Annotated in this window: 19 protein-coding genes and 1 tRNA gene; 9 read left to right on the forward strand and 11 right to left on the reverse strand. The window is 66.1% G+C overall.

The features are described 5' to 3' along the window. Nucleotides 1-75 precede the first annotated feature (75 nt). The 6 genes from MXB90_RS03835 (at nucleotide 76) to MXB90_RS03860 (ending at nucleotide 6,638) form a co-directional block, all read left to right on the forward strand. Nucleotides 76-255, forward strand: coding sequence for a hypothetical protein (locus tag MXB90_RS03835; RefSeq protein WP_250041278.1), 180 nt, complete (start codon nucleotides 76-78; stop codon nucleotides 253-255). Between the two features lie 46 nt (nucleotides 256-301). Beyond that, complete coding sequence (locus MXB90_RS03840; protein ID WP_250041279.1) at nucleotides 302-1,378, forward strand: branched-chain amino acid ABC transporter permease; 1,077 nt, start codon at nucleotides 302-304, stop codon at nucleotides 1,376-1,378. Between the two features lie 77 nt (nucleotides 1,379-1,455). Next, complete coding sequence (locus MXB90_RS03845; RefSeq protein WP_250041281.1) at nucleotides 1,456-2,739, forward strand: ABC transporter substrate-binding protein; 1,284 nt, start codon at nucleotides 1,456-1,458, stop codon at nucleotides 2,737-2,739. Nucleotides 2,740-2,798: 59 nt separating this feature from the next. Beyond that, the gene (locus MXB90_RS03850) at nucleotides 2,799-3,623 is read left to right on the forward strand and encodes an ABC transporter ATP-binding protein (RefSeq protein WP_250041284.1); all 825 of its coding nucleotides are present in this window, start codon (nucleotides 2,799-2,801) and stop codon (nucleotides 3,621-3,623) included. Nucleotides 3,624-3,700: 77 nt separating this feature from the next. Then, a complete protein-coding gene (locus MXB90_RS03855) occupies nucleotides 3,701-4,921 on the forward strand; it encodes a phenylacetate--CoA ligase family protein (protein WP_250041287.1) in 1,221 nt (406 codons plus the stop codon). A gap of 52 nt (nucleotides 4,922-4,973) precedes the next feature. Beyond that, complete coding sequence (locus tag MXB90_RS03860; protein ID WP_250041290.1) at nucleotides 4,974-6,638, forward strand: peptidoglycan-binding protein; 1,665 nt, start codon at nucleotides 4,974-4,976, stop codon at nucleotides 6,636-6,638. Nucleotides 6,639-6,805: 167 nt separating this feature from the next. Here MXB90_RS03860 and ykgO read toward each other — a convergent pair whose 3' ends face one another. Both ykgO and MXB90_RS03870 read right to left on the reverse strand, forming a co-directional pair. Next, nucleotides 6,806-6,931: a type B 50S ribosomal protein L36 gene (ykgO, locus tag MXB90_RS03865; RefSeq protein ID WP_035712875.1), complete on the reverse strand. Its 126-nt coding sequence runs from the start codon at nucleotides 6,929-6,931 to the stop codon at nucleotides 6,806-6,808. Between the two features lie 71 nt (nucleotides 6,932-7,002). Continuing rightward, nucleotides 7,003-7,077 (reverse strand) — tRNA-Val (locus MXB90_RS03870). A 149-nt stretch (nucleotides 7,078-7,226) separates the two neighbouring features. Here MXB90_RS03870 and MXB90_RS03875 point away from each other — a divergent pair. Further along, entirely contained in the window at nucleotides 7,227-8,087 is an 861-nt protein-coding gene (locus tag MXB90_RS03875; protein WP_250041292.1) for an N-formylglutamate amidohydrolase, read from the forward strand. A gap of 4 nt (nucleotides 8,088-8,091) precedes the next feature. Here MXB90_RS03875 and MXB90_RS03880 read toward each other — a convergent pair whose 3' ends face one another. Next, complete coding sequence (locus tag MXB90_RS03880; RefSeq protein ID WP_250041294.1) at nucleotides 8,092-9,354, reverse strand: DNA polymerase IV; 1,263 nt, start codon at nucleotides 9,352-9,354, stop codon at nucleotides 8,092-8,094. 192 nt (nucleotides 9,355-9,546) lie between these two features. After that, the gene (gene clpB / locus MXB90_RS03885) at nucleotides 9,547-12,162 is read right to left on the reverse strand and encodes an ATP-dependent chaperone ClpB (RefSeq protein ID WP_250041297.1); all 2,616 of its coding nucleotides are present in this window, start codon (nucleotides 12,160-12,162) and stop codon (nucleotides 9,547-9,549) included. Nucleotides 12,163-12,376: 214 nt separating this feature from the next. Between clpB and MXB90_RS03890 the strand changes: the two genes are divergently transcribed. Then, a complete protein-coding gene (locus MXB90_RS03890) occupies nucleotides 12,377-12,589 on the forward strand; it encodes a hypothetical protein (protein WP_250041299.1) in 213 nt (70 codons plus the stop codon). A gap of 72 nt (nucleotides 12,590-12,661) precedes the next feature. Further along, nucleotides 12,662-13,366, forward strand: a complete 705-nt coding sequence (pyrF, locus tag MXB90_RS03895; RefSeq protein ID WP_250041301.1) for an orotidine-5'-phosphate decarboxylase — start codon at nucleotides 12,662-12,664, stop codon at nucleotides 13,364-13,366. Between the two features lie 16 nt (nucleotides 13,367-13,382). On the opposite strand, the gene MXB90_RS03900 is transcribed toward pyrF, so the two are convergent. From MXB90_RS03900 to def, 7 genes are all read right to left on the reverse strand, one after another. Then, nucleotides 13,383-13,649: a hypothetical protein gene (locus MXB90_RS03900; protein WP_250041303.1), complete on the reverse strand. Its 267-nt coding sequence runs from the start codon at nucleotides 13,647-13,649 to the stop codon at nucleotides 13,383-13,385. A 73-nt stretch (nucleotides 13,650-13,722) separates the two neighbouring features. Next, nucleotides 13,723-13,995 (reverse strand): NfeD family protein, encoded by a 273-nt coding sequence (locus MXB90_RS03905; protein ID WP_250041305.1) that lies wholly within the window; start codon nucleotides 13,993-13,995, stop codon nucleotides 13,723-13,725. Then, entirely contained in the window at nucleotides 13,992-14,876 is an 885-nt protein-coding gene (locus MXB90_RS03910; protein ID WP_250041307.1) for an SPFH domain-containing protein, read from the reverse strand. The genes MXB90_RS03905 and MXB90_RS03910 overlap by 4 nt, the downstream gene beginning before the upstream one ends. 58 nt (nucleotides 14,877-14,934) lie before the next feature. Further along, complete coding sequence (locus MXB90_RS03915; protein ID WP_250041308.1) at nucleotides 14,935-15,096, reverse strand: hypothetical protein; 162 nt, start codon at nucleotides 15,094-15,096, stop codon at nucleotides 14,935-14,937. A gap of 1 nt (nucleotide 15,097) precedes the next feature. Beyond that, nucleotides 15,098-15,334: a GlsB/YeaQ/YmgE family stress response membrane protein gene (locus tag MXB90_RS03920; protein WP_250041309.1), complete on the reverse strand. Its 237-nt coding sequence runs from the start codon at nucleotides 15,332-15,334 to the stop codon at nucleotides 15,098-15,100. Between the two features lie 111 nt (nucleotides 15,335-15,445). Beyond that, nucleotides 15,446-16,342: a methionyl-tRNA formyltransferase gene (gene fmt, locus MXB90_RS03925; RefSeq protein ID WP_250041310.1), complete on the reverse strand. Its 897-nt coding sequence runs from the start codon at nucleotides 16,340-16,342 to the stop codon at nucleotides 15,446-15,448. Next, entirely contained in the window at nucleotides 16,339-16,836 is a 498-nt protein-coding gene (gene def / locus MXB90_RS03930; protein WP_250041311.1) for a peptide deformylase, read from the reverse strand. Before def ends, fmt begins: the two co-directional genes overlap by 4 nt. Nucleotides 16,837-16,851: the final 15 nt, after the last annotated feature.

Below are 16,851 nucleotides of genomic sequence, written 5' to 3' on the forward strand. Positions count from 1 at the left end.
GAGGCCCGGGTCAGGGAAAAGGGACGCATGCGCGGCCCGTCATGGCCGCGCTGGAATCAGGGAGAGATTCTGGCCATGAAAACCTGTGCCATGATGTTCACGGTCGGCTGGGCCGCCGCGCTGGCCTTTGGCTGGCTGGCGCTGGCTGCGCCGCAGGGCGAACCCGTCAGCCTGCAGATGACCAACATTCTACTGGCCGCCACCGGCGCGGCAGCCGGGCTTTGGTCCTGGCTGCGGATCCGGCGCGGCTGCTAAGGGGGACGATCAGCCTTCCCCCGACCAACAACGGGGGAAGGGACTGATGTTCTACCGCGAAGCAGGTGATTTCAAGACGTCCTACCGCGAGGACAGTCAGACATTCCCCATCAAGTTCGATCGCTACCGCTATTACGCGGTGCTGGCGGTGGCCTTCGGGATCATCCCGTTCGTCATCAATGACTATTGGGCCAATGCGGTCTTCGTGCCCTTCCTGATCTATTCGATCGCGGCGATCGGGCTGAACATCCTGACGGGCTATGCCGGCCAGGTCAGCCTGGGCACCGGCGGTTTCATGGCGGTGGGCGCCTATGCCTGCTACAAGCTGATGACCGCCTTCCCCGACATCAGCATCTTCATCCATGTGATCCTGGCAGGCGGCATCACCGCGGGGGTGGGCGTTCTGTTCGGCCTGCCCAGCCTGCGGATCAAAGGCTTCTACCTTGCGGTGGCGACGCTGGCGGCACAGTTCTTTCTGGTCTGGCTGTTCAACAAGGTGCCGTGGTTCTACAACTATTCGGCCTCGGGGCAGATCACGGCACCGGACCGCACGGTGCTGGGCTATTTCGTCACCGGCGCCCAGACCACCGCCACGGCGAAATACCTGTTCTGCCTGGTGATGCTGACGCTTGTGGCGGTCGTTGCGCGCAACTTGACGCGCGGCACGGTGGGGCGCAAGTGGATGGCGATCCGCGACATGGACATCGCGGCGGAAATCATCGGGGTCAACCCGCTGACCACCAAGCTGACCGCCTTCATGGTCAGCTCCTTCTTCATCGGCATCGCGGGCGCGCTGTTCTTTGCGGTCTATCTGGGCGCGGCCGAGGTGGGCGAGGCCTTCGGTATCCAGAAGTCCTTCCTGATCCTGTTCATGGTCATCATCGGCGGGCTGGGGTCCATCTTCGGCAGCTTTGCGGGCGCGGCCTTCCTGGTGCTGTTGCCGGTGTTTCTGAAGAACCTGCTGGTGGGTCAGCTGGGTTGGCCCACGGACCTGGCCGCGCATATCGAGCTGATGATCGTGGGCGGGCTGATCGTGGTCTTCCTGATCGCCGAACCGCATGGGCTGGCCCAGCTTTGGCGCCTGGCCAAGGAAAAACTGCGCCTTTGGCCCTTCCCGCATTGATGCGGCGCGGGCCTGACAATCCCAAGAACCGGAAAACCGGCAAGAAACCTGAATACGCTCTGGGAGGAGATCAACGTATGAAGAAGACATTCACCGCAATCGTGGCCGCGGCAATGACCGCCGCCGCCCCGGCGATGGCCGATCTGGTCATCCCCAACCTCAGCTATCGCACGGGGCCCTTTGCCGCGGGCGGGATTCCCTATGCGGACGGGTTTAACGATTACTTCACCCTGCTGAACGAACGCGACGGCGGCATCGGCGGGGAAAAGGTTCAGGTGCCGGAATGCGAAACTGCCTATAACACCGAAAAAGGCGTGGAATGCTATGAGGCGACCAAGGGCAACGGCGCGCTGGTCTATAACCCGCTGTCCACCGGCATCACCTATCAGTTGATCCCCAAGGTCTCGGCCGATGGCATTTCGCTGTATACGCCCGGCTATGGCCGGACCTCGGCGGCGAATGGCAAGGTGTTCGAATGGGTCTTCAACTATCCGGCGAACTACTGGGACGGCGCCAGCGTTGCGATCAAGCATCTGCTGGACCTGAACGGCGGCAGCCTTGAGGGGAAAAAGATCGCCCTGCTGTATCACAACTCGGCCTATGGCAAGGAACCGATCCGCACGTTGCAGGAACTGTCGAAGAAGCACGGCTATGCCCTGACCGAGATCCCCGTTGACAGCCCCGGCCAGGAACAGAAATCGCAGTGGCTGCAGATCCGCCGCGACAAGCCTGATTACGTCCTGTTCTGGGGCTGGGGCGTGATGAACCAGGTCGCCGTGCAAGAGGCCGCCAACATCCGCTTCCCGATGGAGAATTTCATCGGCATCTGGTGGTCGGGTTCGGAAAACGACGTGCTGCCCGCGGGTGATGGCGCGAACGGTTACAAGTCGCTGGCGATGCATGGCACCGGGATGGACTATCCGGTCTATGAGGATCTGAAGAAATACGTGATCGACGCGGGCAAGGCCGCGGGCGCGGGCGATCAAGTCGGATCGGTGCTGTATTCGCGCGGCATGTATGCCGCGATGGTCATCGCCGAGGCCGCGCGCAAGGCGCAGGAACTGGCCGGCACCAGCGCCATCAACGCCGCCCAGATGCGCGACGGCTTTGAAGCGCTGGAAATCACCGAAGAGCGGATGGCCGAACTGGGCCTGCCGAACTTTGGCCAGCCCTTCGCCGCCAGCTGCGAAGATCACGGTGGCCCGGGTGCCGCGCTGATCCAGCAATGGGATGCCAGCGCGAAGAAGTGGAACCTGATCACCGGCTTCATCGCGCCCGATGATGAGGTGCTGACCCCGCTGATCCTGGAAGATTCGCAGGCCTATGCGAAGGAAGCCGGGATTTCCGAGCGCTGCAACTGACGCCATCGCCCCCGGCCTTGCCGGGCCGGGGGCATTCACCGAATTCAGGGGGTCCACCCATGCTTGACGCCGCCCAGACAGATCAGACCCTGCTGGAGGTCAACAATATCGAGGTGATCTACAACCACGTGATCCTCGTGCTGAAAGGGGTCAGCCTTTCGGTGCCCAAGGGCGGGGTGACCGCGCTTCTGGGGGGCAACGGGGCGGGCAAGACCACCACGCTCAAGGCGATCTCGAACCTGCTGAAATCCGAACGCGGCGAGGTGACCAAGGGCACGATCCAGTATCGCGGCGAACGTGTGCAGGACATGTCGCCCGCCGATCTGGTGCGCAAGGGCGTCATCCAGGTGATGGAGGGGCGGCATTGCTTTGAACACCTGACGGTTGAGGAAAACCTGCTGACCGGCGCCTATACCCGCACGGATGGCCGCGCCGAAATCGCCCGCGATCTGGAAATGGTCTACACTTATTTCCCGCGGTTGAAGGAACGGCGCAAAAGCCAGGCGGGCTATACCTCGGGCGGGGAACAGCAGATGGTGGCGATGGGCCGCGCCCTGATGAGCCGGCCCGAAACCATCCTGCTGGACGAACCGTCCATGGGCCTTGCGCCGCAGCTGGTCGAACAGATCTTTGAAATCGTCAAGGCCGTGAACGAGGGCGAAGGCGTGACCTTCCTGCTGGCCGAACAGAACACCAATGTGGCGCTGCGCTATGCCCATTACGGCTATATTCTGGAAAGCGGGCGCGTGGTGATGGATGGCCCCGCGCAGGCCTTGCGGGAAAACCCGGACGTCAAGGAATTCTACCTGGGCATGTCGGATGAAGGGCGCCGATCCTTCCGCGATGTGCGCAGCTATCGCCGCCGCAAACGCTGGCTGGCGTAAGGACAGGCACCGAAACCGGATGAACATCGCCCTGCCCCCGCAGGGCGGCAGGGAGCGGGCACCCCCCGTATATTACGATGACCCAGTATTTTGACGCTTTGGAAACCCGATCTGCCGATGAGCGCGCGGCCGCCCTGGCGCGCGATCTGCCCGCCGCAATCGCCCGCGCGATGACCGCGCCCGGGATGGCCGCGCATCTGCAGGGGGTCGATCCGGCCGGGGTGACGGACCGCGCCGCGCTGGCGCGCCTGCCGGTGCTGCGCAAATCCGAACTGGGTGCGGCGCAAAAGGCCAACGCCCCCTTTGGCGCCATGACCACCCGCCCCGCGCATGGCTTTGCCCACATCTTCCAGTCGCCCGGCCCGATCTATGAACCCGGCGGGCTGGACCATGACTGGTGGCGCATGGGCCGGTTTCTGCATGCCTGCGGTGTGGGCCCGGGCGACATCGTGCAGAACTGCTTTGGCTATCACCTGACCCCCGCAGGCATGATCTTTGAATCGGGCGCGCGGGCCGTTGGCGCCGCCGTGCTGCCCGCCGGCACCGGCCAGACCGAGCTTCAGGTCCGCGCGGCGGTCGATGTGGGGACCACCGTCTACAGCGGCACGCCCGATTTTCTGAAGGTCATCCTGGATAAGGCCGAAGACATGGGCGAACGGCTGGCCATCACCCGCGCCGCAGTGGGGGGCGGGGCGCTTTTCCCCAGCCTGCGCCAGGAATATGCCGACCGCGGCATCGCCACGCTGCAATGCTATGCCACCGCCGATCTGGGCAATATCGCCTACGAATCCCCCGCGATGGAGGGGATGATCGTCGATGAAGGCGTGATCGTGGAAATCGTGCGCCCCGGCACCGGCGATCCCGTCCCCGAGGGCGAGGTCGGCGAGGTCGTCGTGACCACGCTGAACCCCGATTATCCGCTGGTGCGTTTTGCCACCGGCGATCTGTCGGCGGTTCTGGCCGGGCCCTCGCCCTGCGGGCGGACCAATCTGCGCATCAAGGGCTGGATGGGCCGAGCCGACCAGACCACCAAGATCAAGGGCATGTTCGTGCGCCCCGAACAGGTGGCAAGCTTTGTCGCCGCCCACCCCGAGGTGGTGCGTGCCCGTGTCGTGGCCACCCGCACGGGCGAGATGGACGTGATGACCGTGCGGATCGAAACCCCGGCGGATCATGCGGATCGCTATCAGGCGGGCATCGTCTCGGCGTTGAAGATGAAGGGCGTGATCGAACTTGTCCCCGTTGGAAGCCTGCCCAATGACGGCAAGGTGATCGAGGATCTGCGCAAATACGATTAGGGGAACCAGGCAGCCGGGTCTAACGTTTCGTCAGCGGATGACGGAGGAGACCATGCGGAAAGTCCTGATGACAAGCGCGGCGCTGGCCGCCCTGGCCCTGCCTGCCGGTGCCGCCGATCTGGCTATGGTGCTGGCGAATGGTGATTATGAAACCCTGTCCGATCTGCGCGGCGGCACCGCGCCGGCCCAGGCGCGCGCGGCGCTGGAACGCGCGGGCTTTACCGTTCTGGCCGAGGATGACGCCGATGCGGGCGAAATCCGCGCGCGTCTGGCCCGGCTCATCGCCGACGCGCCAAAGGCGGATCGGATCGTCGTGGCGCTGTCGGGCCATTTCCGCCATTCGGACCGGGAAACCTGGTTCCTGCCCGTGGATGCCGAGACCGGCGATTTCAACGAAGCCGTCACCCGTGGCCTGCCGCTTTCGGCGGTGCTGACGGTTCTTGCGCGCCATCCGGGGCAGGCGGTGCTGCTTCTGGGCGCCGATGCGGTGCGCGATGCGCCGCGCGCGGCGGGCGGCTATCTGTTCGAAGGGGTGGGGTCGATTGATATCCCGCAGGGGGTGACGGTTCTGACCGGCGCCCCGGCCGCCGTGGGGGATTATCTTGGCGGTGATCTGCTGCGCCCGGGCACCGCGATCGATACGGCGGCCGCCCGGGCCGATCTGCGCGCGGCGGGTTTTCTGCCTAAGGGCCATGTGCTGATTGCCGCTGGCCCCGCCACCGACACCACATCAGCCGCGCCGCAGGCCCGCCCGGCGGATGATGACCGCGCCTATTGGGATCTGGCGCAGCGTGAAAATACCGTTGCGGCCTATCAGCTATATCTTGAGCGGTTCCCGCGCGGCGAACAGGCCCGCACCGCGCGCGAGCGAATCGCCGCGATCGAGGCGGAACCTGCCCGCGCCGCGAAGGCCGCGGAAGATGGACTTAACCTGACCCGCGACCAGCGCCGGGAAGTGCAGCAGAACCTGACCATCCTTGGCTATGATCCGAAAGGTGTGGACGGCCTCTTCGGCCCCGCCTCTCGCGCGGCCATCGGGCGCTGGCAGGCGGCCGAAGGATTCGACCCATCGGGGTTCCTGTCGCGTGAACAGCTGACCCGCCTGGCCGCGCAGGGCGCGCGCCGCGCCGCCGAACTGGAAGCCGAGGCCGCAGAACGCCGGGCCGAACAAGAGCGGCAGGACCGGATGTATTGGGACGAAACCGGCGCGGCCGGGGATGAGGCGGGGCTGCGCGCCTATCTGAAGAAATATCCCGATGGTCTGTTCGCCGAACTGGCAACCGAACGCCTGGGCGTGTTCGAGTCCCAGCGACGGGATGCGGCCGCAGCCGAAGATCGTGCCGCCTGGGACCGCGCGGCGCGCGCCGATACGGTGGCAGCCTACCGCGACTATCTGGCCGGCCGTGCGGACCCGGCCTTCCGCGAAGAGGCCGAGACCCGAATCGCCGCGCTTCAAAACGAAGCCGATGGCGCGGCCGATCTGGAACGCGCCCGCGCGGCCGAAGATGCCCTGAACCTGCCGGGCCTGATGCGCACGCTGGTCGAAACCCGGCTGGCGCAGCTGGACCTGAAGCCGGGCCGGGCGGATGGTGTCTTTGATGACGATACGCGCCGCGCGATCCGACGCTATCAGCAGGCGAGGAACCTGCCGGTCACAGGCTATCTGGATCAGGCGACGGTTGCGCAGCTTCTGGCCGGGGGCATTGGCCTGCGGTGAGTCAGGAAAGACCAAGGGGGCAGGGGGGCGCTGCCCCCCTCGCGCGTGCCGCGCTCACCCCCCGGGATATTTGGGCAAAGCCGAAAGACAGGCGAAGCCGAGAGGAAACGAAAAAGGCCGCGGCGGAAACCCGACGCGGCCTTTTTCTTGGTGCCTGCTTTACGCTATCAGCCCTGACGGGCCTTGTAGCGACGCTGCGTCTTGTTGATCACGTAGACGCGGCCCTTGCGGCGCACGATCTGGCAATCGCGGTGACGCTGCTTGAGCGAGCGGAGCGAGTTACGGACCTTCATCGGTCTTCTCCTATTCGCGGCGCGCGTGCGCCTTGAAACCTGAATGCCCCCGGAACGGGAAGCGGCGAAAATGGTGGGCGGTACTGGGATCGAACCAGTGACCACTACGATGTCAACGTAGTGCTCTACCGCTGAGCTAACCGCCCACACCCGTCTGGCCCGCCGCATCCAAAAGAAAGAACGCGGGCGGAACCGCGTCGGTCTGGGGGTCTATAAAAGGAGTCGCGGGACCTTTCAAGGGGGTTTTGGCGGGAAATCAATCCAGTGTAGATTGAACCCCAGCCGAGGAGTTGCCATGGCCCAAAATGCCGCGTCGCCATTCCGTCTTTACCCGCCCGACCGGATCACGTCGGCGGTGGTCTTTGCGTCGCCGCACAGCGGGCGCGATTACCCGGCCGAACTGTTGCGGCGCACGGTTTTGGATGAGCGCAGGCTTCGGTCCTCGGAAGATGCCTTTGTCGACCGGCTGCTTGAAGCTGCCCCCGATCATGGTGCGACGGTGCTTGCCGCACAGGCCCCGCGGGCCTGGGTTGATCTGAACCGTGCAGCCGATGAACTGGACCCCGCCCTGATCGACGGGCTGCGTCCTGCCCCGCGCAGCCCCCGTGTCATGGCCGGTCTGGGGGTGATTCCACGCGTGGTGGCGGGGGGGCGGCAGATCTATTCCGGCAAGATCACCCTGGCCGAGGCGCAGGCGCGGCTGGATACGGTCTGGACCCCTTATCACCGACACCTGTCAACGCTTCTGGATGGGGTCGCCGCGCGGTTCGGTCAGGCGATTCTGATCGACGTGCATTCCATGCCCGGCGAAGCGCTGGACGGGTTTGGTGCCGCGCGCCCGCATATCGTGCTGGGCGACCGATTCGGTGCGGCGGCGGCGGCCTGGGTCATGGATGGGGTCGAAGCCGCCTTTCGGGCTGAGGGCTTTCGGGTGCGGCGCAATTCGCCCTTCGCCGGGGCCTATATCACGCAGGCCTATGGGCGCCCTGCCCGCAACCGCCACGTGATTCAGGTCGAAATCGACCGCGCGCTTTATATGGATGAGGCGCAGATCCGCCCTGCCCCCACATTCGCGGCCTTTGCGCGGGGGTTTGAACGCGTCATCGGCCGAATCGCGCGCCTTGCCGGCGGGCAGAGCCGGTTGGCGGCCGAATGACCGTTCAGTCACCCGCATCCCATCCGCGCCCTTTGGCGATGGAATCGCGGCCAAAGCGCGCCCGGATCCGGTCGATGGCGCGCTCGGCCCCGGCGCGGGCACGGGCGCCGGGGTCCAGCAAGTCGCCCACCGGGTCACTGTCGGCCGCTGAGCAAAGGTCGGAATAGCCGATTCCGATCAGCCGGCAGGGGCCGGGATCAAGGGCCGCCAGAAGGGCCGACCCCGTGGTGAACAAGGTGTCGGCCAGTTGCGCGGGTTCGGTCAACGCGCGCTGCCGGGTCTGGGCGGAAAAATCCTTGCGCCGCAGCTTCAGCGTGACCACGCGCCCCGCAAAGCCCTTGGCCTTCATCCGCGCCGATACCTTTTCGCACAGATGCCACAGCTGATCGCGCAGGGCCTCGGGGTCGGCAATGTCGGTCGCAAAAGTGGTTTCTGCCGACACCGATTTCATCGGCGCATCGGGGGAAACGCGGCGCTCATCCTGCCCATGTGCCAGGCGCCAGATCCGGTCGCCCTGCGTCCCGAACCGGCGCGCCATCGCGGCGCGGTCCTGACGGCGGATGTCGGCAAGGCTGCGGATACCGGCCTGCGCCAGCGCCGCCTGCGTCGCGGCCCCCACCCCCCACAGCAGGCTGGTTGGCTTGTCGCGCAGGAAATCCTGGGTATCGCCCCGCCCGATCACGGCAAAGCCGCGCGGCTTGTCCAGATCCGAGGCGATCTTGGCAAGAAACTTGTTGTGCGACAGGCCGATCGAAACGCTGACCCCGATTTCGGCTTCGATCTGCTGCGCCAGCCGGGCAAGGCTTAGCGCAGGTGGGGCGTGATGCAGCCGCGCGGTGCCGGTCAGGTCCAGAAACGCCTCATCCAGCGACAGGGGCTCGATCAGCGGGGTCAGCGCCGCCATCCGCGCGCGGATCTGGCGGGACACATCGGCATAATGCGCCATCCGGGGGCGGATCACCACGGCATCGGGGCAAATCTGACGGGCCTTGAACATCGGCATCGCCGAGCGAACCCCGGATATGCGCGCGACATAGCAGCAGGTGGACACCACCCCCCGCGTGCCGCCCCCGACGATTACGGGCCGCGCCGCCAGCGACGGATCATCGCGCTTCTCGATCGAGGCGTAGAAGGCATCACAATCCAGATGCGCGATCGACAGATCGAACAATTCGGGATGCGAAACGATGCGCGGCCCCCGGCACTGCGGGCAGCGCGGAGGAGGGGTTTCGTAAACAGCAAGGCAGTCGCGGCACAGGGCGGGCATGACGGTCACCGGGTTCGCGCTATAGATTATCCCCCCGCCCGCCGCATGACGAGTCGGCAAGTGCCTTTTGCCGTGCCCCTTCGGCTTTGCGGAAATATCCCGGGGGAAGGCCGCAGGCCGTGGGGGCAGCGCCCCCACCCTCGACCGCAAAGTTGAAGACCGGGAAGGGCGCCCCCCTCCCGGCCCGTGTCATCAATGCAGCGCGGCGCCGTAGGGGGCGTCTTGCGGCGCAACTGCAAGATGGTCCCCGACAATCAGCCCGTCAGGCCCCGCCGTCACCGTCACGCTGTCGCCATCGCGCACCTTGCCGGCAAGGATCATCTCGGCCAGCGGGTCTTGCAGATACCGCTGGATCACCCGCTTCAGCGGGCGGGCACCGAAGACCGGGTCATAGCCCTGATCCGCCAGCCATTTGCGCGCCGCATCGTCCAGATCCAGCGCGATCTTGCGCGCCGCCAGCCGTTTCTCCAGCCGCCGCAACTGGATCGTCACGATGCCGTCCATGTTGTCGCGCGTCAGACGGTCGAAGATGATCGTCTCATCCAGTCGGTTCAGGAATTCGGGGCGGAAATGCGCTCGCACCGCCTCCATCACCTGCGCCCGGGCAGCACCGCTGTCACTGCCCTCGGGCAGCTGGCTCAGCGCCTGCGACCCAAGGTTTGAGGTCAGCACGATCAGCGTCTGCTTGAAATCGACCGTGCGGCCCTGACCATCGGTCAGCACGCCATCGTCCAGCACCTGCAACAGCACGTTGAACACGTCGGGATGGGCCTTTTCCACCTCATCGAACAGCACGACCTGATAGGGCCGGCGCCGCACGGCTTCGGTCAGCACGCCACCCTCATCATAACCGACATAGCCCGGAGGCGCGCCGATCAGCCGGGCAACGGCGTGTTTTTCCATGAATTCCGACATGTCGATGCGGACCATCGCGGTGTCGTCGTCGAACAGATATTCGGCGACCGCCTTGGTCAGTTCGGTCTTGCCCACGCCCGTCGGCCCCAAGAACAGGAACGACCCCAGCGGACGGTTTTCATCGTTCAGCCCGGCGCGCGCGCGGCGCACGGCGTTTGACACGGCGACCACGGCCTGACGCTGGCCGATGACCCGCTTGCCAAGCTCTTCCTCCATCTTCAGCAGCTTTTCGAGCTCGCCCTCCAGCATTTTTGAGGTCGGGATGCCGGTCCAGCGTTCCACCACCTCGGCGATCTGTTCGGGGCGCACGGCTTCTTCGACCATCAGCGCGTCTTCCTGCGCCTCGGCCGCCGCCAGTTGCTTTTCCAGCCCCGGGATCACGCCATAGGACAGCTCGCCCGCGCGGGCCAGATTGCCTTCGCGCTTGGCCTGGTCCAGCTCGGCCCGGGCGCGGTCCAGCTGTTCTTTCAGGCCGCGGGCCGATTCCAGCTTGTCGCGCTCGGCCTGCCACTTCGCCGTCATCTCGGCGCTGCGTTGCTGCAGGTCGGACAGCTCCTTTTCCAGCTTCTCCAGCCGGTCCTTCGAGGCCGCGTCATCCTCTTTCTTCAGCGCCTCGGCTTCGATCTGCAACTGCAGGATCTGGCGGTCCAGCTGGTCCAGTTCCTCGGGCTTGCTGTCGACCTCCATCCGCAGGCGGCTTGCGGCCTCATCCACAAGGTCGATCGCCTTGTCGGGCAGGAAGCGGTCGGTGATGTAGCGATGGCTCAGCGTCGCCGCCGCCACCAGCGCGCTGTCAGAGATTCGCACGCCGTGGTGCAGTTCGTATTTCTCCTTGATGCCGCGCAGGATGGAAATCGTATCCTCGACCGTCGGTTCCTCGACCATCACCGGCTGGAACCGCCGGGCCAGGGCCGCGTCCTTTTCGACGTATTTGCGGTATTCATCCAGCGTGGTCGCGCCGACGCAGTGCAATTCGCCGCGCGCCAGCGCGGGCTTGATCAGGTTGGCCGCATCCATCGCGCCATCGGTTTTGCCTGCGCCCACAAGGGTGTGCATTTCATCAATGAACAGGATGATTTCACCGGCCGCGGCCTCGATCTCCTTCAGGATCGCTTTCAGCCGTTCCTCGAACTCGCCCCGGTATTTCGCGCCCGCGATCAGCGCGCCCATGTCCAGCGCCATCAGACGCTTGTTGCGCAGGGATTCGGGCACGTCGCCATCAATGATGCGCAGGGCAAGGCCCTCGGCGATGGCGGTCTTGCCGACGCCGGGTTCGCCGATCAGCACCGGGTTGTTCTTGGTGCGGCGGCTCAGCACCTGCATGGTGCGGCGGATTTCCTCATCCCGGCCGATGATCGGGTCGATCTTGCCATTCTCGGCGGCCTCGGTCAGGTCGCGGGCATATTTCTTCAGCGCGTCATAGCCTTCCTCGGCGCTGGCGCTGTCGGCGGTGCGGCCCTTGCGGATGTCGTTGATCGCGGTGTTGAGCTTTTGCGCGGTGACGGCGCCTGTATCCAGCGCGTCCTTGGCGCGGGTGTTGACCACCGCCAGCGCCATCAGGATGCGTTCGACCGGCACGAAACTGTCGCCGGCCTTCTTGGCGATCTTTTCGGCCTCGTCCAGCACGCGGACCAGGGATTGTTCAACGTAAACCTGCCCGTCCCCGCCCGACACTTTCGGCAGTTTCGACACCGCCAGATCCACCGCCTCGATCACGCGGGCGGGTTCGCCCCCGGCGCGGCGGATCAGGTTGGCCGACAGCCCCTGATCATCATCCATCAACGCTTTCAGCAGATGTTCGGGGACCACGCGCTGATGCCCTTCGCGCAGTGCGATGGTCTGGGCGGCCTGCAGGAACCCACGCGACCGTTCCGTGAACTTTTCCATGTTCATCGGGTTCTCCTTCCATGAAGCCCCCGGCTTGGGCCGCCCGTCATGGCACGGCCCGTCCCGGGTCTTAATCCAAAGTTGGGCGCGCCTTTCCCGCGGTTCAAGGGGTGTGTCGCGCCGCCAGCGGGGAAAATTCGTGTGTTGGCGCGCGGCTTTGGAAACCCTATCGCAACCTTTGGCGTTTCATCTTGGGATCAAGCCAAGGAAGGATTCGCACATGACCCCGCGCCAGACGGCTATCCGCATCGCGACCCTGTTCTACGACGCCGCCCGACGCCGGTTTGAGGCGGTGGTGGAATTCTTCGCCCCCGGCCTGCCCGTGCCGTTGCGCGTGCCCGTCACGCTGGCGGCACCGCCGGGGATGTCGCATGCCCAGCTGGCCCGCGCGCTGACGCGCGAGGCGGCGCGGCGCGGGATTGGCGGGCTGTAACCGGCACGGGCTTGACCTGCGGGGCGCTTGCGCGCAAGACGACGCCGTCCCTTGCAACGCCGGAGGCTTCCGATGACCCTGCCCGCCGATGACCGCCTGATCGTCGCCCTTGATGTGCCGAACGCCCTGGCCGGGCTGGAACTGGCCAAGACGCTGGGGGATGCCGTTTCCTTCTACAAGATCGGCCTGGGCATGTTGACCGGGGGCGGCCTTGCGCTGGCCAATGAGCTGAAGGCCGAACATGGCAAGCGTATCTTTCTGGACATGAAGCTGTTCGACATCGGCGCCACGGTTGAGGCGGCGGTGCGCGGGCTGGCGCAATATGACCTTGATTTCCTGACCGTGCATGGCGACCCCTATGTGGTTCAGGCCGCCAAACAGGGCGCCGCCGGCAAGGATCTGAAGATCCTGGCGGTGACCATCCTGACCTCACTGGATCGGGGCGATCTGGATGGCGCGCTGATCAAGCCCGGCGCGGTTGCCGATCTGGTGGTGGAACGCGCGGGCCGCGCCTTTGCGGCCGGGGCGGATGGGGCGATCGCCTCGCCGCAAGAGGCCGCCTTGATCCGGGCGCTGCCGGAAGCCGCGGGCAAGCTGATCGTTACCCCCGGGGTGCGCCCGACCGGGGCGGCGCTTGGCGATCAGAAGCGCGTCGAAACGCCCGCCGCCGCGATTGCGGCGGGGGCTGATCATATCGTCGTCGGCAGGCCGGTGTGGCAGGCCGCCGACCCGAAGGCGGCGGCGCTGGCGATCGTGCGGGATCTGGCCGGGGCCTGATCCCGTCTTGAGGGCGTCACTCGGCCGGTGCTGCGGGGGCCTCGGGTGCGGCGGGCTCTGCCGGTTCCGGGCTTGGGGTTACGACAACGCCGGTGTCGGGCGCTTCATTGGTGATGGTCACCGAAGCAGGCGCCTCGGGCGCGGTGGCCTCGGGGGTGCCGGTGGGGGCGGGGCTGTCCATCACCAGCCAGATAACGACGACCAGCGCCACGACGATGGCGCCCAGAACGAAATAGATGCCGCCGGACGAAGACCCTTGCGGACGCGGGGGTTGGGGGTTCATGGCCGTCTCCTGTGATGTGAACTTTCGTGTCCAACGCGGCGCGCGCGCGAAAGTTCCATCCGGGGGCGGGGCCTTAGTCCTCGTTGATGTCGGTGTGCCACAGCTTGCTTTGGCCCCGGCGCACGCCCGCCGCGCGGCGTAGCCCAAGCCATGCGCCAAGCGCGGTCAGCGCCAGGACAAAGATCATCGCGGGCAACGAGGCGCCCAGCCAGCCCAGCCAGACCAGCGCGCCGACCAGAACCGCGCCGATGGCAAAGCCCAGCAGGAAGAACCCGGGCACCAGCATTTCCAGCGCGCCCAGCACCACCCCGCCTGCGACCCATACCCAGGCCTGCTGCCAGATCATTGCGCCTTGCCCTTCAAAAGCCCGAAGGCATTTCCAAAGGCCTCCAGCGCGGCGGCGGGCAGGATCACGGTCTGCTTGCCCTGCCCCTGTGCCACTGCCGCGATGGCCTCGACCTGCTTCAGGGCCACCTGGTATTGTGCCGCTTCAAGCCCGGCCTCCTTGATTGTTTCGGCGATGACGCCCGTGGCATAGGCCTCGGCCTCGGCCAGGACGCGCTTGGCTTTGGCCTCTTGTTCGGCGGCATAAAGCTCGCCATCGGCTTGGAGTTCAACCGCGCGCTTGCGGCCCTCGGCCTCGGTGACCAGCGCGCGGCGCGCGCGTTCAGCGTTCAGCTGTTGCAGCATCGCGGCACGGGTCGCCTCATCCAGGTTCACATCCAGGATCTCGGCGCGCGTCACCTCGATCCCCCAGTCATCGACGACATTGGCCAGGTTGTCGCGGATCGTGCCGATCAGCCCGGCGCGGTTGGATTGCACCGTGTCCAGTTCCATCCGGCCGATTTCGGACCGGACGATCCCGGCCACCGTGGTGGCGATGGCGGCGTCGATGTCGCGGATGCGGTAGACGGTCTTTTCCGGTTCAATGATCCGGTAGAAGACCGAGGTGTCGACCTGCAGCAGAACGTTGTCGGCGGTGATGGCATCCTGCCGGTTGGTGGGCAGCTGGCGTTCCAGCACCGAAATGCGGTGCGCGACCCGGTCCAGAAAGGGAACGATGAAGTTGATCCCGGGCCCCAGCACCGCCCGCAGCCGGCCAAAGCGTTCGACCACATGCTTTTCCGATTGCGGCACGATGCGAACGCCCAGAAAGACCGCAAGGACCAGAAAGGCCGCAAGCGCCAGGAAAACGGCGTTTCCGCCCAGAAGATCGGTGGAATTCATCACTGCCCCCATGAACTGCTGACGCAACTATGCGTGCATTCGGGGGGCGGGAAAAGGGTCAAGGTGTAGGCGCGGGCAGCAGTTTTACGCCCACCAGCAGCGCGACCGCCAGCACCGCCCAGCCCCCCGGTCGCGTCAGCAGCCACAGCCCCAGCGCGCCACCCCAAAGCGCAAGGCGCAGCCCGGCCATGCCGGCGAAGGCAAAAAGCGTTCCAATCATTTTAGCGCGGTCCGTAGCGGCGCCAGAGCCAGATCAGCGCCATTGCCCCAAGCACCGCCCCGACGAACCCGGCCATCCAGCCGGTGATCGTCAGCAGCACCCGCAGGATCAACCCGCCGATCAGCGCGCCGATGACACCGATCGCGATGGTGGTGGGGATGTCGGTTTCCAGCCGCATCGCGCGGGTGGCGATGAAGCCGGCTGCGGCCCCGATGATGATGAGCGCGACGATCTGCATGGGCGCCTCCTGTCGGTCAATATGGGGCTTGGGGGCGGCGTTGCAAAGGGCGGTGAGGCCGGGGGTTTCACACCCCCGGACCCCCGTGGAGTATTTTCGCCAAGAAGAAGATCAGGTCAGGGTGTCGGGCAGGGTCAGGCCGCGCAGAAGTTCGCTGGCTGGCATCGGGCGCTTGCCTTCGCGCTGCGCCTCAAGCACGGCGATGGCGCCAGTGCCGCAGGCGATGGTGAAGCCACCCATAACCTGGCCGGGGCGGCCGCGGCCTGCGGCGGCGCTGGCCCGCAGCAGCTTGATCCGTTCGCCCGCGATTTCGGTGAAGGCGCCGGGGAAGGGGGACAGGCCGTTGATCTGGCGCAGGACCTGGTCGGCGGGGCGGGACCAGTCGATGCGCGCCTCGGCTTTGTCGATCTTGGCGGCATAGGTCACGCCGGTTTCGGCCTGCGGTTCGGCGTGCAGGTCGGGCAGGCGGGCCAGCGCGTCCAGGATCAGCCGAGCGCCCATCGTGCTGAGGCGGTCGTGCAGCTCGCCGGTCGTTTCGGGCTGCCCGATCGGGGTGGTTTCGCGCATCAGCACCGGGCCGGTGTCGAGGCCTGCGTCCATCTGCATGATGCAGATGCCGGTTTCCGAATCGCCCGCCATGATCGCACGGTGGATCGGTGCGGCCCCGCGCCAGCGCGGCAAAAGCGAGGCGTGGATGTTCAGGCAGCCGTGCCGTGGGGCGTCCAGCACCGCCTGCGGCAGGATCAGACCATAGGCCACGACCACGGCGACATCGGCGCCAAGGGCGGCGAAGTCTTGTTGTTCGGCGGCGCCCTTCAGGCTGCGCGGGTGGCGCACCGGGATGCCAAGCGCCTCGGCCCGGGCCTGAACGGGGGAGGGGCGTTCCTTTTTGCCGCGGCCCGCGGGGCGGGGGGGCTGGCAATAGACGGCGATCACCTGATGATCGCGGGCCAGCGCGTCCAGCACCGGGACCGAGAAGTCCGGCGTGCCCATGAAGACCACCTTCATCGCGTGCCCTTTTTCGATTTCTGCACCAGCATCTTGCGCCGCAGGGGCGAGAGGTGATCCAGATAGGTCTTGCCGTTCAGGTGGTCGATCTGATGTTGGACCGATGTCGCCCAGAGGCCGACGAAATCGCGGTCTTCGATCTCTCCGGCCTCGTTCAGGAAGCGCACGGTGACGGCGCGGGGGCGTTCGATCAGCGCCGAGACGCCCGGCAGGTTCGGGCTGGCCTCTTCATGCTTGCGCGACTGGATCGAGGCGTGCAGCACTTCGGGGTTGGCCATTCGGATCGCCTGGCCCCGCTTGTCCGAAGCATCGACCACCGCAAGGCGCAGCATTATGCCGATCTGCGGCGCGGCCAGGCCCACGCCGGGCATCGCCTCCATCGTGTCGATCATGTCGTCCCAGATCATGCGGACGGTTTCGGTCACCGCCGCGACGGGGGCCGCCGGGCTGTGCAGGCGGCGGTCTTCGTAGGGCAGGAAAGGGCGCACGGCCATGGGCGTTCCTTTGCG

Source organism: Phaeovulum molybdatiresistens (assembly GCF_023544865.1).
Classification (GTDB): Bacteria; Pseudomonadota; Alphaproteobacteria; order Rhodobacterales; family Rhodobacteraceae; genus Pontitalea.

Bases quoted from the DNA above. Each gene is read 5' to 3' on its own strand.
- MXB90_RS03835 (WP_250041278.1), top strand. From the start codon at position 76: ATGAAAACCTGTGCCATGATGTTCACGGTCGGCTGGGCCGCCGCGCTG.
- MXB90_RS03840 (WP_250041279.1), top strand. From the start codon at position 302: ATGTTCTACCGCGAAGCAGGTGATTTCAAGACGTCCTACCGCGAGGAC.
- MXB90_RS03845 (WP_250041281.1), top strand. From the start codon at position 1,456: ATGAAGAAGACATTCACCGCAATCGTGGCCGCGGCAATGACCGCCGCC.
- MXB90_RS03850 (WP_250041284.1), top strand. From the start codon at position 2,799: ATGCTTGACGCCGCCCAGACAGATCAGACCCTGCTGGAGGTCAACAAT.
- MXB90_RS03855 (WP_250041287.1), top strand. From the start codon at position 3,701: ATGACCCAGTATTTTGACGCTTTGGAAACCCGATCTGCCGATGAGCGC.
- MXB90_RS03860 (WP_250041290.1), top strand. From the start codon at position 4,974: ATGCGGAAAGTCCTGATGACAAGCGCGGCGCTGGCCGCCCTGGCCCTG.
- ykgO (WP_035712875.1), bottom strand. From the start codon at position 6,931: ATGAAGGTCCGTAACTCGCTCCGCTCGCTCAAGCAGCGTCACCGCGAT.
- MXB90_RS03875 (WP_250041292.1), top strand. From the start codon at position 7,227: ATGGCCCAAAATGCCGCGTCGCCATTCCGTCTTTACCCGCCCGACCGG.
- MXB90_RS03880 (WP_250041294.1), bottom strand. From the start codon at position 9,354: ATGCCCGCCCTGTGCCGCGACTGCCTTGCTGTTTACGAAACCCCTCCT.
- clpB (WP_250041297.1), bottom strand. From the start codon at position 12,162: ATGAACATGGAAAAGTTCACGGAACGGTCGCGTGGGTTCCTGCAGGCC.
- MXB90_RS03890 (WP_250041299.1), top strand. From the start codon at position 12,377: ATGACCCCGCGCCAGACGGCTATCCGCATCGCGACCCTGTTCTACGAC.
- pyrF (WP_250041301.1), top strand. From the start codon at position 12,662: ATGACCCTGCCCGCCGATGACCGCCTGATCGTCGCCCTTGATGTGCCG.
- MXB90_RS03900 (WP_250041303.1), bottom strand. From the start codon at position 13,649: ATGAACCCCCAACCCCCGCGTCCGCAAGGGTCTTCGTCCGGCGGCATC.
- MXB90_RS03905 (WP_250041305.1), bottom strand. From the start codon at position 13,995: ATGATCTGGCAGCAGGCCTGGGTATGGGTCGCAGGCGGGGTGGTGCTG.
- MXB90_RS03910 (WP_250041307.1), bottom strand. From the start codon at position 14,876: ATGAATTCCACCGATCTTCTGGGCGGAAACGCCGTTTTCCTGGCGCTT.
- MXB90_RS03915 (WP_250041308.1), bottom strand. From the start codon at position 15,096: ATGATTGGAACGCTTTTTGCCTTCGCCGGCATGGCCGGGCTGCGCCTT.
- MXB90_RS03920 (WP_250041309.1), bottom strand. From the start codon at position 15,334: ATGCAGATCGTCGCGCTCATCATCATCGGGGCCGCAGCCGGCTTCATC.
- fmt (WP_250041310.1), bottom strand. From the start codon at position 16,342: ATGAAGGTGGTCTTCATGGGCACGCCGGACTTCTCGGTCCCGGTGCTG.
- def (WP_250041311.1), bottom strand. From the start codon at position 16,836: ATGGCCGTGCGCCCTTTCCTGCCCTACGAAGACCGCCGCCTGCACAGC.